The following is a 14,234-nucleotide window of genomic DNA, read 5'->3' as shown; positions in this document are numbered from 1 at the left end:
GTCCGTCCTGACCGATCTGCTCAAGTCCGCTCTGGACATCGCCTCCCAGATCATCAAGATCCTGCAGGCCGCCGGCGTCTTCGGCTGACCCACCCCCTCCCCCACCCCATCCGAGAAGGAGATCCCATAACCGTGGACGTCGCCGCCATCATCCAGGCCGCCATCGCCATCGCCCAGGACGTGCTGCCCTGGCTGGAGAAGCTGGCCCGCGCCATCTTCGGCGGGTGAAGCACCCCCAGGACCGACCCTGAGCACCCCGGGCCCCGCCCTGCCGCACCGGCAGGGCGGGGTCCGCGGCGTCCGGGGCCGCTCCGCTTTCCCGGCGCACGGGCTCGCGGCCCGCACGCACCGCACGTTCTGGCCCCGCCACCATCCACAGGTGAGCGGGATCACGAGCGCTCCGCTACAGTGGGAGGCAGTTCACACGATCCGAAGGAGCATCCCGTTGAGCGAGAACGCACAGGTCTTCCCCCCGTCCGAGGAGTTCGCCGCCCAGGCCAACGCCACCGCCGAGCTGTACGACGAGGCGCAGCGCCGAGGCGATGAGTTCTGGGCTGAGCAGGCCCGCACCCTGCTGCACTGGGACACCGAGTTCACCGAGACCCTGGATTGGTCCACCCCGCCCTTCGCCAAGTGGTTCCAGGACGGGCGCCTGAACGCCGCCTACAACGCCGTGGACCGCCACGTGGAGGCCGGGCACGGGGACCGGGTCGCCCTGTACTTCGAGGGCGAGCCCGGGGACACCGAGGAGTACACCTACGCCCGGCTGAAGGATGAGGTCTGCCGTGCCGCCAACGCCTTCGCCGAGCTCGGCGTCGGCCACGGGGACCGCGTGGCGGTGTACCTGCCGATGATCCCGCAGGCTGTGATCACGATGCTCGCCTGCGCGCGCCTGGGCGCGATCCACTCGGTGATCTTCGGCGGCTTCTCCGCGGATGCGATCCACTCCCGGGTCAACGACGGCGAGGCCAAGCTGGTGGTCACCGCGGACGGGTCCTACCGCCGCGGCAAGCCCACCCGCCTCAAGCCCACCGTGGACGCGGCGCTGGCCAAGGGCGCCCCGTCGGTGGAGCACGTGCTGGTGGTCCGGCGCAACGGGGAGGAGATCGAGTGGACCGAGCAGCGCGACGTGTGGTGGCACGACGTCGTGGACCGGGCCTCCGCCGAACACACCCCGCAGCCGCACGGGGCCGAGGATCCGCTGTTCATCCTCTACACCTCGGGCACCACCGGGAAGCCCAAGGGCATCCTGCACACCACCGGCGGCTACCTCACCCAGGCGGCCTACACCCACCGGATGGTCTTCGACATCAAGCCGGAGACGGACGTGTACTGGTGCACCGCCGACGTCGGGTGGGTCACCGGGCACACGTACATCGTCTACGGCCCCCTGCTCAACGGCACCAGCCAGGTCATCTACGAGGGCACCCCGGACTCCCCGCACCGCGGGCGCTTCTGGGAGATCGTGGACAAGTACGGGGTGAGCATCCTCTACACCTCCCCCACCGCGATCCGCACCATGATGAAGTGGGGCGAGCAGATCCCCGGGGAGTACTCCCTGGAGTCCCTGCGCCTGCTGGGCACGGTGGGCGAGGCCATCAACCCGGAGGCCTGGACCTGGTTCCACCGGGTCATCGGCCACGGTCGCTGCCCGATCGTGGACACCTGGTGGCAGACCGAGACCGGCGCCATCATGATCTCCCAGCTGCCCGGGGTCACCGCGGCCAAGCCGGGCTCGGCCCAGCGCGCGCTGCCGGGCATCAGCGCCGAGGTGGTCGACGACTTCGGCCAGCCCCTCGGCGCCGGGGAGTCCGGCCTGCTGGCTCTGACCCACCCGTGGCCCTCGATGCTGCGCACCCTGTGGGGCGATGACCAGCGCTTCCAGGACACGTACTGGTCCCGGTTCGGGGAGCGGACCTACTTCGCCGGGGACGGCGCGCGCCGGGACGAGGACGGGGACATCTGGGTGCTGGGCCGGGTGGACGACGTCATGAACGTCTCCGGGCACCGGCTGTCCACCCCGGAGATCGAATCCGCGCTGGTCTCGCACCCGGCGGTCGCGGAGTCCGCGGTCGTGGGGGCCGCGGATGAGACGACCGGGCAGGCCGTGATCGCCTTCGTGATCCTCTCCGACGCCGCCGCCGAGCAGGACGGGGACCGGGAGGAGCTGGCCGCCCAGATCCGGGCCCACGTGGGCGAGGCGATCTCCCCGATCGCCAAGCCGAAGAAGGTGCTCATCGTCCCGGAGCTGCCCAAGACCCGCTCCGGCAAGATCATGCGCCGGCTGCTCAAGGACGTGGCCGAGGATCGCCCCGTGGGGGACACCTCGACCCTGGCGGATTCCACGGTCATGGACCAGATCACCCGGTCCCTGCGCTCCTGAGCGGCCCCCTGAGCCACCCTGCCCCCTCGGGAGCCGTCGGAAGAGGACAATGGAGCCCATGAGCAAGCCCCTGTACGTCCTGAACGGACCGAACCTGAACCTGCTGGGCACCCGCAACCCGGAGGTCTACGGCACCACCACGCTCGCGGACATCGAGGCCATGGTCCGCGAGCGGGCCGGGGCCTGCGGTCTGGAGGTGGTCTTCCGGCAGACCAACGGGGAGGGGACGCTGGTGGACTGGATCCAGGAGGCCCGCTCCGAGGCCTGCGGGATCCTGCTCAACGCCGCGGCGTACACGCACACCAGCGTGGCGATCCACGACGCCCTGGAGGCAGCGGAGCTGCCGGTGACGGAGGTGCACCTGTCCAACGTGCACCGGCGCGAGTCCTTCCGCCACCGCAGCTTCGTCTCCCCGCAGGCCGACGTCGTGCTGGCCGGGGCCGGCGCGTGCGGCTACGTGATGGCCGTGGACTGGTTCGCCCAGCACCTGGACCGCTAGCCGGCGTGGCAGGTGCCGGTGCCCACCGGTGCGGACATGGTGCCCAGGGCATCCAGGACGGGGCGCAGCTCCGCCAGGGACAGGGCGTAGCCGGTCTCGCCCTGCTCGGCCTTGGCGAAGATCACCCCGATCACCTGCCCGTCCGAGTTCAGCAGCGGCCCGCCCGAGTTGCCCTGCTGCACGTCCGCGGCCAGCTGGTAGATCTGCCGGGCGGGGGCCCGGTTCCCGTCGGCGTCGCGGGTGCGGGTCTCGCTCAGGCCCTGCACGGTGGCGGTGCGGGAGGCGAAGGGCCCGCCCAGGGGGTAGCCCATGAACTCCACGAGGTCCCCCGCTGCGGCGTCCGGGCCGGTGCTCAGGGCGGCGGCCGGCAGGTCCGGCGCGGAGATCACCGCGAGGTCCGTGGCGGCGTCGTAGTGCACCACCGTGCCTGCGTAGGCGCTGCCGGTGCGGGTCTCCACCGTGGTCTCCTCCACCCCGGCGACGACGTGCGCGTTGGTCACGACCATCCCGGGAGCGACGACGAAGCCCGAGCCGGTCTGGTTCTGCAGGCAGGCCTCGGCGGTGCCGCTGACGCGCACCACCGAGTCCGCCGCGGTGTCCAGCGCCGGGTTCTCGAGAGTCTGGGTCGGGGCGGATTCGGCCGGGAACAACCGCTCGGACAGCTCGGGGATCCCGGATTGGGCGAGCACCGCGGCACGGGCCCGGGCGATGCCCTCGCGCACCGGATCCGGGGTGAACCCCTCCAGGGAGGTGACCACCCGGGAATCCCCGAGCGCCCGGGTGATGGAAGCCACCCCGAGCTGGCCCACGGAGAAGCTGAGCACCACGATCACCAGGGCGCACGTCGCCACGTTCAGCACGGCCCCGGCCAGCCGCTCGAGGAGCCCCAGGCCGGTGCGGTCGCTCAGCCGGCGCAGGGGCCGGCCGAGGGCCAGTCCCAGGGCCTGCCCGAGGCCGATGAGCCCCACGACGCTGAGCACAGCGACGAGGATGCGCCAGCCGCCGCCGACCATGCTCACCACGAGCGGCGTGAGGTAGAAGGCCGCGACTGCGCCGAGGGCGAACCCGACGACGGAGCCGAGCGTGAGGAAGAAGCCTCGGGAATATCCGCCGATCGCGTACAGGACCATCACCAGGATGAGGATCCAGTCCAGCAGGGTGAGATTCAGGAGCATGGTGCCCTTCCGTTCGGAGGAGGCCCGCGGCGGCGCCGGTGCGGGCCGCCCCCGGGAGAGCCCTGCCATGGTACGCGGACGAGCTGGCAGGGACCTGCCGGGGCTCTGGGAACTCGATGCGCATCCTCGCCGACGACGCGATGCTGTGGCAGTTTCCCGGGGCAGCTTATACAGTGGAAGAAGGCGTTGATTACATCACAGGGTGATCTTCGTCTGCGCGGGAGGCTGGATCTTCCCCTCTGGACGAGAAGCCCTGTGACGAACCCGAAGAGAAGTGAGGAGTGCAATGGACAACGAGATCCTGCGGCGCGCGCCGCTGTTCGCGTCCCTGGACGATGAGGCCTTCGCGGCCCTGACCGAGGAGCTCACGGAGGTGGACCTCTCCCGCGGGGCCACCCTGTTCTACGAGGGTGACCCGGGAGATCAGCTCTACTTCGTGATCTCCGGGAAGATCAAGCTCGGCCGCACCGCCTCGGACGGCCGGGAGAACCTCGTGGCCATCATGGGCCCGGGGGAGATCTTCGGCGAGATGGCCCTGTTCGATCCGGGCCCCCGCTCCACCTCCGCCACCGCGGTCTCCGAGACCCGGCTGGCCGGGGTCAAGCACGCGAGCCTGAAGAAGGCCATGGAGAAGTCCCCGTCCATCTCCGCCCAGGTGCTCCAGGCCCTGGCCCGGCGCCTGCGCCGCACCAACGAGAACCTGGCGGACCTGGTGTTCTCGGATGTTCCGGGGCGCGTGGCCAAGGCCCTGCTGGATCTGGCGGACCGCTTCGGGCGCCCGGCCACGGACGGCATCCTGGTGGCCCACGAGCTCACCCAGGAGGAGCTGGCCCAGCTGGTCGGCGCCTCCCGCGAGACCGTGAACAAGGCCCTGGCCGAGTTCGTGCAGCGCGGCTGGATCCGCCTGGAGGCCCGCGCCGTGGTGATCCTGGACCTGCAGCGCCTGCGCCAGCGCAGCCGCTGAGCCCAGCCCCTCGAGGGCAGTGGGAAGGGGCGGGGCGGCGTCGAGATGATCTCGACGCCGCCCCGCCCCTTCTCTGCTCTCTGCGCGCGGATGCGGCCCCGTGCCGGTCCGGAGAGCCTGCGGCTCAGACCCCCTTGGCGCGGGGCGCGCATCCGGTGGCCGGCGGCGTGAAGCACAGGGTCAGGGCGCCGTCGCGCCGCTCCAGCTCCGGCTTCTCGGTGTGCACGGTGCGCTTCTTGGTGAGGAAGCCGATCGCGGACTGGGAGCGGGCCAGGGACTCCAGGATGCACAGCACCCCCGGGGTGATCAGCTGCTGCACCGTCAGCCCGCGGGTCTTCTCCTGGCCGATCTCCTCGCCCAGGGCGGTGGAATCCAGATCAGCGACCAGCTGGGCGGCGGTGACCCACCGGCCCCACACCCCGCGGGATTCCAGCAGCCGCGGCTTCTGCCCCACGGGCACGACGGCGGCGAAGTAGTGCGTGTCGTAGCGACGATGGCTGAAGTTGGGGCTCTGCCAGCGGCCGATGGGCTTGAGCAGGTCGGTGCGCAGCTTCAGGCCGCCGCGTTTGAGCCAGTCCACGAAGTCCAGCTCGCGCCCGGTGATCCGCTCCCGGCAGGCCATGGTCTCGCTGGCCTCGGAGTTCTCCACGGTCGCGGTCTCATCCGGTCCGGCCAGCAGCACCCCGACCTCCTGGAAGGTCTCCCGGATCGCGGCCACGACGGCGCAGCGGGCGGGGAGGATCTCCTCGTGCCCGAACTTCTGCGCCCACTGCGTCGGGGTGGGGCCGAACCAGCCGACCGGCTGCTCGTCGGCGGCCGTGGCCGCCCCACCGGGGAAGCCGACCTTGCCCAGCGGCGAGTCCGGGGAGGTGCGGTAGGTGAGGAAGGCCTCCAGACCGTCCGCACCCTCCCGGATCAGCACCACGCATCCGGCGGTGCGCAGGGGGCAGCAGGCCGCGTCGGTCTGCTCCTCCAGCCATGTCTTAGCCGCCGCCGACTCCCGCTCGGACAGGCGCAGGTGGCGCGGGGTGCGCTCCTGCTCCTCGGGGGTGCCGGTCCGGGCGATCACCCGGGGGCTGCGGGTCAGCACATCAGTCGCGGACTTCAACGATCAGTTCCACTTCCACGGGGGCGTCCAGGGGCAGGACGGCCACGCCGACGGCGGAGCGCGCGTGCGCCCCGTCCTCACCGAAGGCCAGTCCGTACAGCTGCGAGGCGCCGTTGAGCACCCCGGCCTGACCCGTGAACTCCGGGGCGGAGCTCACGAATCCGGTGGCCTTCACAACGCGCACGACCCGATCCAGATTCCCGATCGCGGATTTCACCGCGGCCAGGGTGTTCAGCGCGGCTTGCTGGGCCAGCTCCTGGGCGGTCGCGGGATCCACGGTGCCGGGCTCGCCGGAGTCGGAGACCCGGCCGGCGGCCGGCAGCTTCCCGTCGCGCAGCGGCAGCTGCCCGGCGGTGAACACGAAGGATCCGCCGCGTCGGGCGGGAACGTAGGAGGCGACGGGCGCGGCGACCTCCGGCACGGTCAGTCCGTGCTCGGCCAGCCGGGCCTCGACGGCGGAGTCGGCGGCGGCCATCTCAGGCCTCCCTGCGGCGCTTGAAGTAGGCGATGGGGTTGCTCTGCTGCGGGGCGACCATGTTCCCCGCCGGGGCATCCCCCGCGGGGGCGGCGCCGGGCAGCACGGTGACCAGCTCCCAGCCGTCCTCACCCCAGGTGTCGAGGATCTGCTTGGTCGCGTGAATCATCAGGGGCACGGTGGCGTATTCCCATTTCTCCATGCGCCCCAGCGTAGCCGCGCGGGCCCGGGCGGGCCATTCCCCGCCGCAGGCCGGTCGACGACTCTCCGCGACGAGTCCCCGAGACCTGCCCCGGCTCTTCCAGGCGGCCGGGTGCGCTGCCCCACGTGCGACGGCGTCGGGACCCCGGGACGGCACAGGGTCTGCTTGTATGCTGTGCCCATGGCTTCATCCAAGAGATCCACCCAGCGTCGGGATCGCCGCGAGCGGCGCAGGCCCAGCGACCTCCTGCAGTTCATCGCGCTGAGCATCGTCGCGGGCTTCGTCACGGCCGGCCTGCTGATCCCGCCGGCCGCGGCCGCCGGGCTGACGGCCAACGCCTCGATCAACTGGTTCAAGGGCCTGCCGGATGACCTGCAGGAGGGGCCGCTGTCCCAGCCCTCCACGATCCTCGCCAGCGACGGCTCGGAGATCACCAAGTTCTTCTCCGAGAACCGCGACGAGGTGCCGCTGGATCAGATCTCCCAGCACATGATCGACGCGCAGCTGTCCATCGAGGACAACGACTTCTACGACCACGGCGGCGTGGACGGGATGGGCATCGCCCGCGCGATCCTGAACAACATCGTCAACCCGGGCAAGCGCCAGGGCGCCTCGACCATCACCCAGCAGTACGTGAACAACCTGCTGATCGACTCCGCGGTGCAGAACGGCGGGGACCCGACGGCCACGCTGGGCGCCAACAAGGGGATGATGGACAAGATCAAGGAGATGAAGCTGGCCATCTCCATGGAGCAGAACAAGTCCAAGGACCAGATCCTCAACGGGTACCTGAACATCGTCAACTACGGCGGCTCCAACTACGGGGTCCAGGCCGCGGCGAAGTACTACTGGGGGATCGACGCCAAGGATCTGAACATCCAGCAGTCCGCGACCCTGGCGGGCATGGTGCAGTCCCCGGTGCTCTACGACCCGGCGACCAACCCGGAATCCTCCAAGAAGCGACGCAACATCGTGCTGGGCACGATGCTGCGGGACAAGAAGATCACCGAGGACCAGTACGACAAAGCCATCGACTCGGGTCTGGACCTGGACATCCACCCCACCGATTCCGGGTGCACCGTGGCGAAGAAGGACTCGCAGTACTTCTGCTCCTACGTGCAGAACGCCATCGCCCTGGAGGAGTCCCTGGGCACGACCCCGGAGGAGCGGGCCGCGAAGCTCAACCGCGGCGGGCTGACCATCAAGACCACCCTGGATCCGAAGGCGCAGTCCAAGGCCCAGGATGCCGTGGAGGGCACCCAGCCCACGGACTCCAACCCGGACAACGTGAACACCTCGCTGGTCTCCGTGCAACCGGGCACGGGCAACATCCGCTCGATGGCCCAGAACTCGCACTACTCGAATGAGCAGGGCGCGGAGAACACCATCTACAACTACAACGCGGATGAGCTGATGGGCGGCACGCAGGGCTACGCCCCCGGGTCCACCTTCAAGCCGTTCACCCTGACCGAGTGGATCAAGGAGGGCAACGGCGTCAACGCCACGGTGGACGCCTCCCCGCTGAGCTACCCGGCCGGGACCCTGTGGCACACGCCGTGCTTGGACTCGAAGACGAGTCCGAACCCGGGCACCTCCGTCTGGTCTTTCCAGAACGCGACGCCGGGATACAACTGGGCCGGGCAGAGCGTGAACTTCGGCATCTACAACTCCATCAACTCCAACCTCTTCGCCACGGCCCGGTACCTGAACCTGTGCGCCATCGGCGATGTGGCCGGGGACCTGGGGGCTGTGAACGGGGTGACCGGGGATCACATGCACCCGGAGAAGGGCATCGCCCAGCTGATCGGCACCCAGCCGGTCCCGCCGCTGTTCATGGCCAACGCCTTCGCGACCTTCGCCTCGGAGGGCATGTACTGCAAGCCGCGCGCCATCGACTCCATCACGGACCGCAACGGCAAGGCCGTGGACGTTCCGGGCACCCAGTGCACCCGCAAACTGGACAAGGACGTGGCCCGCGGGGTGAGCTACGTGCTGAAGAACGTGCTGACCCAGGGCTCGGGCTACCAGCGCGGCATCGGCCTGGAGAACGCCTCCGCGGCCAAGACGGGGACCACGGATGACTCCACCCAGACCTGGATGGTGGGCTACACCTCCGGGCTGGCGACGGCCTCGTGGGTCGGCAACAACGACCTCGGCGGTCGCTCCCTGAACGGGCTGAGCATCGGCGGGCAGTCCAAGAGCTACGTGGACGGCGCGACCTTCGCCGGCGCCCAGTGGCAGTGGTACATGAACCAGGTCAAGAACGACTACGAGCACAAGACCTTCACGGACCCCTCCGCGAAGGTCATGGGCACGCAGATCGTCTCCAAGCTGCCCTGATGAGCTCGACGGCGCGCCCGGCGGCCTTCGGTCCCCTCGCTCCCCCGCACTCCTCCGTCCGCAGGCTGGTGCGCGGCGCGGGGATCGCGGCGGGGGCCGCGGCGGGACTGGGGGCCGCCGCGCTGCTGTACGGGCGGTTCGTGGAGCTGAACCGCTTCACGGTGCGCCGAGAGAGCCTGGCGGTGCTGCCGCCGGGTTCCCCGGACCTGCGGGTGCTGCACCTGTCGGATCTGCACATGATCCCGGGGCAGCGGCGGAAGATCGAGTTCGTGCGGTCCCTGACCGGGCTGGCCCCGGATCTGGTGGTGAGCACCGGGGACAACTTCTCCCACCCCGAAGCCCTGGACCCGCTGCTGGAGGCCCTGGACCCGCTGCTGGATCTGCCCGGGGTGTACGTGCCGGGGTCGAACTGCTACTTCGCCCCGCAGCTGAAGAACCCGGCCCGGTACCTGTGGAAGGACACCTCGGCGGAGTCCGCGGCCAAGGCGGCCGCGGCGGGCGGGCACCCGGCGAGCCTGGCCGAGGGCCAGGTCTCAGCCTCCGGCGGTGCCCGCCGGGTGCTGCCCTTCCGGCGGATGCACGAGCACTTCGACGCCCGCGGGTGGACAGGGCTGGTGAACCGCACGGATTCCCTGACCGTGCGCGGGGTGCGCCTGGACTTCTCCGGGGTGGATGACCCGCACCTGGGCTACGACGAGCATCCCGGCTTCGCCCCGCAGGCCTACGCGCGGGACCCGCAGCGGCCTTCCCTGCGGGTGGGGGTGCTGCACGCCCCGTACCAGCGGTGCCTGGAGCGCTTCGCCGAGGACGGGGCCGAGGTGGTCTTCGCCGGGCACACCCACGGTGGGCAGATCTGCCTGCCGGGCGGGCGCGCGGTGGTCTCCAACTGCGACCTGGAGCCGGCCCGGGCCAAGGGCATCTCCTACCAGCGGGGGATCATGCCGGTGCAGGTCTCCGCGGGGCTGGGCACCTCCCGCTTCGCCCCGGTGCGCCTGTTCTGCCCGCCGGAGGCCGTCCTGGTGACCCTCACGGCCGCACGCGCTGAGCCGCCGTCCTCCCCCTCCTCGCAGCTGCCATGGCTCATGTCACAGGTGGGGATCCGCGGGCGTAGGGTGGAACGGTGCCTCTTCGCCTCCCGCTGACCCGCCGCTCTCCCGCCGATGAGCTGTTCGCCGAGTACCTGGCGCCCATGCGGGGCAGGCTGCGGGCCGGCATCGTCGTCGCGGTGCTGGGCGGGGCCATGGCCCTGGCCATCCCGCAGGCCCTGCGCTGGCTCGTGGACACCGTCCTGGCCCCCGGGGCCACCCCCGCCCGCGTGTGGGAGTCCGCCGGTGTCATCGCGGTGCTCGGGCTGGCCCAGGTGCTCTTCCAGTGGCTGCGCCGTCGCCTCCTGCTGGAGCCCTCCACCCGCCTGGAGATGGACATGCGGGAGCGGCTGTTCGACCACCTCCTGCGCCTGCCCGTCGGCTTCCACGACCGCTGGCCCTCCGGTCAGCTGCTCTCCCGCTCCATGTCCGACCTCGGGCTGTGCCGACGCTGGGTGGCCTTCGGCATCAGCCAGACCGGGCAGACCAGCACCATGGTCGTCTTCGGCCTGCTGCTCATGGTCGCGAACTCCTGGCAGCTCGCCCTGATCTACCTGATCGCCGTCGGCCCGGTGCTCTGGGTCATCGTGCGCACCCTGCCCCGCACCCGCGAGCTGACCCGCGCCACCCAGCAGCAGGCCGGGGACCTGGCCACCGACGTCGAGGAGTCCGTGCACGGGATCCGGGTGCTCAAGGCCCTGGGTCGCGGGGAGCACGCCCTGGGGGAGTTCTCCGAGAAGGCCGCCTGGCTGCGCGACACCGAGGTGACCCGCAGCCGCGTCTTCTCCGGGCTGAGTGCCCGGATCTGGCTGATCCCGGAGATCGTGATGGCCGCATGCCTGCTGATCGCCGGGTTCCTGGTGGCCGCGGGCGCCCTCAGCACCGGGGCGGTGGTCGCGTTCTTCGCCACCGCGGTGCTCGTCTCCACGCGGCTGCGCGACGCCGGGATGCTGCTGAACATGTACCAGTCCGCCCTGGTCGCCCGGGAGCGTCACCAGCAGATCATCGCCCAGACCGGCACCGAGGCCGTGCCGATCACCGGGGCCACCCACCCGGTCCGACCCCGCGGCGCCGGGGCCGGCTCCGTCGGGGCGGGCTCCCCCGGAGACGAGCCCTCCGGGGCGGATTCCGCGGGGGCGGAGTCCTCCGGGGCCGCGGTGAGCCTGGAGGGGGTCGGCTTCTCCTACCCGGACGAGGCCGGGGCGGAGGCGCCCGTGCTGCGCGGGGTGGATCTGCGGCTGCGCCCCGGGGAGACCGTCGCCCTGGTCGGGGCCACCGGCTCCGGCAAATCCACACTGCTGATGCTGCTGCCGCGGCTGTACGAGGCCGACGCCGGGCGGATCCTGCTGGACGGGCGGGACGCGGCCGAGCTGTCCCTGGACGAGCTGCGCGGGCAGATCGCCGTCGCCTTCGAGGAGCCGACCCTGTTCTCCGCCTCGGTGCGCCAGAACGTGCTCATGGGGGTCCCGGACGTCGTCGGACCCGATGGCCAGCCCGTGCCCGATGAGCTGCTGGACGCGGACCAGGCGGCCCGGCGGGAGCAGATCCTGACCACCGCGCTGCGGGCGGCGGCCGCGGAGTTCGCGTGGGAGCTGCCCGACGGGGTGGACACCCAGATCGGGGAGGAGGGGCTGAGCCTGTCCGGCGGGCAGCGTCAGCGCCTGGCCCTGGCCCGCGCGATCGCCGCCGATCCCCGGCTGATGCTGCTGGATGATCCGCTCTCCGCGCTGGACACCCGCACCGAGGCCGCCGTCGTGGACAACCTGCGTCGGGTGCTCACCGGGACCACGACCCTGCTCACCGCGCACCGACCCTCCACCGTGGCGCTGGCGGATCGGGTGGCCCTGCTGCGCGACGGGCGGATCGCGGCGGTGGGCACGCACCGCGAGCTGCTGGCCCTGCCCGAGTACCGGTACGTGATGAGCGCGGAGGAGGCCACCCGTGGCTGAGCGGACGACGTCGCCGGTGGGTGTGGCCGGTGAAGACGCGGTGCGCCTGGATGCGCGCCAGCGCCGGGCGGTGCGCCGGCGCAGCTTCCGGCTGCTGGCCTCGATGCTGCGCCCGGTGGCCTGGCCCGCGCTGGGCACCCTGCTGCTGGTGGTCATCGCGGACGGGCTGGGGTCGCTGGGCCCGGCGATCACCGGCTGGGGGATCGACGTCGGCTTCCCGCAGCTGCAGGCCGGGAACCCGTGGCCGCTGATGTGGCTGACGCTGGCCTTCGCCGGGTCGGTGGGGATCTCCGCGCTGACGATCTACCTGAACGTGCTGATCACCGCGAGGATCTCCCAGCGGGTGCTCTACGACCTGCGCCGACGCACCTTCCGGCACGTGCAGCGGCTGAGCCTGGAGTTCCACGAGAAGTACACCTCCGGGCGGGTGATCTCGCGGCTGACCTCGGACCTGGAGGCGATGCGGGAGTTCCTGGATTCGGGGCTGTCCGCGATGGCCTCCTCGCTGATGTCCATGGTCATGATGAGCGTGCTGGTGGTGCTGCTGGATTGGCGCACGGCCCTGGTGATCCTGGTGGCGATGGTGCCGATGGTCGCGCTGACCCTGTGGTTCCGCCGCGCCTCGGAGGTGCGCTACCGGGCGCAGCGGGTGGCCTCGGCCCGGCTGGTGAGCCGCTTCACCGAGACGATGACGGGCATCCGCGCGGTGATGGCCTTCCGGAATCAGCCGCGGGTGCGCCGGGAGTACCTGGAGCAGGCCGACGACTACCGCGTGCAGAATCTGCGCTCCGTGCAGATCTTCGGGCTGTACATGCCGGGGGTCATGCTGATCGCCAACATGACGGTGGCGGTGGTGCTGCTGTTCGGCGGGTTCAACGTGCTGCACGGGACCCTGGCGGTGGGGACCCTGCTGTCCCTGGTGCTGTACACGCAGCGGATCTTCATGCCGATCATGGAGCTGTCCAACTTCTACAACACCCTGCAGTCCGCGGCTTCGGCCCTGGAGAAGGTCTCGGGGCTGCTGGAGGAGCAGCCCAGCGTGGCCGAGCCGAGCGACCCGCTGCCGCCCGGAGGCGGAGTCGAAGGCCGGGGCGCGGCGTCGGCGGCCGGAGGCCGGGGCGCTGCGGTTTCGGGGGCTGACCGCCGGGACGCGGCGGTGTCCGAGGCTGCCTCATCCCGGGGTGCCCTGCGCTTCGACGGCGTGGAGTTCAGCTACTCCCCCGACGCCGAGCGGCCGACCCTGGAGCGGCTGGACCTGCTGATCCCGGCGGGGCAGAAGGTCGCCCTGGTGGGGCGCACCGGTGCCGGGAAGTCCACGGTGGCCAAGCTCGTGGCCCGGTTCTACGACCCCACCCGCGGGACGATCACCCTGGACGGGGTGGATCTGCGCCGGCTGCGCGATGAGGACCTGCGCGGGCAGATCGTCATGGTCACGCAGGAGGCGTTCCTGTTCTCGGGCACGGTGGCGCAGAACATCGCCCTGGGCCGCCCCGGCGCGACGCGGGCGGAGATCGAGGAGGCGGCCCGCGCGGTGGGGGCCGACGAGTTCATCCGGGCCCTGCCGGAGGGGTACGACACGGACCTGCAGCAGCGGGGCGGGCGAGTCTCGGCGGGCCAGCGGCAGCTGCTCTCCTTCGTCCGGGCCTTCCTGGCGGATCCGGCGGTGCTGATCCTGGACGAGGCCACGGCCTCCCTGGATCTGCCCTCGGAGCGCCAGGTGCAGCGGGGCCTGGACCGGCTGCTGGGCGGACGCACGGCCCTGGTGATCGCGCACCGACTCTCCACGATCCTGGACGCGGACCGCGTGCTGGTGGTCGACGCCGGCCGAGTGATCGAGGACGGCTCCCCGACCGAGCTGATCGCCGCCGGCGGCACCTTCGCCCGCATGAACGCGGCCTGGGAGGAATCCCAGAGCTGAATCCCCCTACCGCGCCGCGCGCAAGCACACCGCGCCGACCACGCAGCCTGCCCCGCCCGGCGCAAGCACACCGCCCCGCCCCGTCCGAACACACCGCCCCATCCGCCCGGTCCATCCCGACCCGCCACTGAATCTT

11 protein-coding genes are annotated in these 14,234 nt (G+C 71.3%); 7 read left to right on the top strand and 4 right to left on the bottom strand.

Annotated elements, in window-relative coordinates; all coding sequences use genetic code 11:
• The first annotated feature begins 445 nt into the window (after window positions 1-445).
• Window positions 446-2,383: an acetate--CoA ligase gene (gene acs / locus KKR01S_RS04095; protein ID WP_242650429.1), complete on the top strand. Its 1,938-nt coding sequence runs from the start codon at window positions 446-448 to the stop codon at window positions 2,381-2,383.
• Window positions 2,384-2,441: 58 nt separating this feature from the next.
• Window positions 2,442-2,882 (top strand): type II 3-dehydroquinate dehydratase, encoded by a 441-nt coding sequence (gene aroQ, locus KKR01S_RS04090; RefSeq protein WP_061225347.1) that lies wholly within the window; start codon window positions 2,442-2,444, stop codon window positions 2,880-2,882.
• Here the strand turns inward: aroQ and KKR01S_RS04085 are convergent.
• Window positions 2,879-4,057, bottom strand: a complete 1,179-nt coding sequence (locus tag KKR01S_RS04085; protein ID WP_058731622.1) for a MarP family serine protease — start codon at window positions 4,055-4,057, stop codon at window positions 2,879-2,881. The genes aroQ and KKR01S_RS04085 overlap by 4 nt on opposite strands.
• 286 nt (window positions 4,058-4,343) lie before the next feature.
• On the opposite strand from KKR01S_RS04085, the gene KKR01S_RS04080 reads away from it, so the two are divergent.
• Window positions 4,344-5,021 (top strand): Crp/Fnr family transcriptional regulator, encoded by a 678-nt coding sequence (locus KKR01S_RS04080; protein ID WP_058731623.1) that lies wholly within the window; start codon window positions 4,344-4,346, stop codon window positions 5,019-5,021.
• A gap of 124 nt (window positions 5,022-5,145) precedes the next feature.
• On the opposite strand, the gene KKR01S_RS04075 is transcribed toward KKR01S_RS04080, so the two are convergent.
• From KKR01S_RS04075 to KKR01S_RS04065, 3 genes are read right to left on the bottom strand one after another with little or no spacing between them, the layout of a single operon-like run.
• The gene (locus KKR01S_RS04075; RefSeq protein ID WP_131800580.1) at window positions 5,146-6,129 is read right to left on the bottom strand and encodes an NUDIX hydrolase; all 984 of its coding nucleotides are present in this window, start codon (window positions 6,127-6,129) and stop codon (window positions 5,146-5,148) included.
• Complete coding sequence (locus KKR01S_RS04070) at window positions 6,113-6,604, bottom strand: RidA family protein (protein ID WP_058731152.1); 492 nt, start codon at window positions 6,602-6,604, stop codon at window positions 6,113-6,115. The genes KKR01S_RS04075 and KKR01S_RS04070 overlap by 17 nt, the downstream gene beginning before the upstream one ends.
• Before the next feature lies 1 nt (window position 6,605).
• Window positions 6,606-6,806 (bottom strand): hypothetical protein, encoded by a 201-nt coding sequence (locus KKR01S_RS04065; RefSeq protein ID WP_058731151.1) that lies wholly within the window; start codon window positions 6,804-6,806, stop codon window positions 6,606-6,608.
• A 180-nt stretch (window positions 6,807-6,986) separates the two neighbouring features.
• Here KKR01S_RS04065 and KKR01S_RS04060 point away from each other — a divergent pair, with 180 nt between their 5' ends.
• Genes KKR01S_RS04060 through KKR01S_RS04045 form a run of 4 tightly spaced genes read left to right on the top strand, consistent with a single transcriptional unit; the run spans window position 6,987 to window position 14,098 of the window.
• A complete protein-coding gene (locus KKR01S_RS04060) occupies window positions 6,987-9,146 on the top strand; it encodes a transglycosylase domain-containing protein (RefSeq protein WP_058731150.1) in 2,160 nt (719 codons plus the stop codon).
• A complete protein-coding gene (locus tag KKR01S_RS04055) occupies window positions 9,146-10,288 on the top strand; it encodes a metallophosphoesterase (protein ID WP_129357715.1) in 1,143 nt (380 codons plus the stop codon). Before KKR01S_RS04060 ends, KKR01S_RS04055 begins: the two co-directional genes overlap by 1 nt.
• A complete protein-coding gene (locus KKR01S_RS04050; protein ID WP_058731149.1) occupies window positions 10,267-12,180 on the top strand; it encodes an ABC transporter ATP-binding protein in 1,914 nt (637 codons plus the stop codon). The genes KKR01S_RS04055 and KKR01S_RS04050 overlap by 22 nt, the downstream gene beginning before the upstream one ends.
• Window positions 12,173-14,098, top strand: a complete 1,926-nt coding sequence (locus KKR01S_RS04045) for an ABC transporter ATP-binding protein (protein ID WP_081047880.1) — start codon at window positions 12,173-12,175, stop codon at window positions 14,096-14,098. The genes KKR01S_RS04050 and KKR01S_RS04045 overlap by 8 nt, the downstream gene beginning before the upstream one ends.
• Window positions 14,099-14,234 lie beyond the last annotated feature (136 nt).

It is taken from the genome of Rothia kristinae NBRC 15354 (genome assembly GCF_001570865.1).
GTDB classification, from domain to species: domain Bacteria; phylum Actinomycetota; class Actinomycetes; order Actinomycetales; family Micrococcaceae; genus Rothia; species Rothia kristinae.
The sequence above is the reverse complement of the archived record's forward strand: the minus strand, read 5'-3'. Positions and strand labels throughout refer to the sequence as shown.

What these genes read in the sequence shown, in the direction of transcription:
- KKR01S_RS04060 (WP_058731150.1), top strand. Translation starts at nt 6,987, where the DNA reads ATGGCTTCATCCAAGAGATCCACCCAGCGTCGGGATCGCCGCGAGCGG.
- KKR01S_RS04085 (WP_058731622.1), bottom strand. Translation starts at nt 4,057, where the DNA reads ATGCTCCTGAATCTCACCCTGCTGGACTGGATCCTCATCCTGGTGATG.
- KKR01S_RS04065 (WP_058731151.1), bottom strand. Translation starts at nt 6,806, where the DNA reads ATGGAGAAATGGGAATACGCCACCGTGCCCCTGATGATTCACGCGACC.
- KKR01S_RS04070 (WP_058731152.1), bottom strand. Translation starts at nt 6,604, where the DNA reads ATGGCCGCCGCCGACTCCGCCGTCGAGGCCCGGCTGGCCGAGCACGGA.
- KKR01S_RS04055 (WP_129357715.1), top strand. Translation starts at nt 9,146, where the DNA reads ATGAGCTCGACGGCGCGCCCGGCGGCCTTCGGTCCCCTCGCTCCCCCG.
- KKR01S_RS04080 (WP_058731623.1), top strand. Translation starts at nt 4,344, where the DNA reads ATGGACAACGAGATCCTGCGGCGCGCGCCGCTGTTCGCGTCCCTGGAC.
- aroQ (WP_061225347.1), top strand. Translation starts at nt 2,442, where the DNA reads ATGAGCAAGCCCCTGTACGTCCTGAACGGACCGAACCTGAACCTGCTG.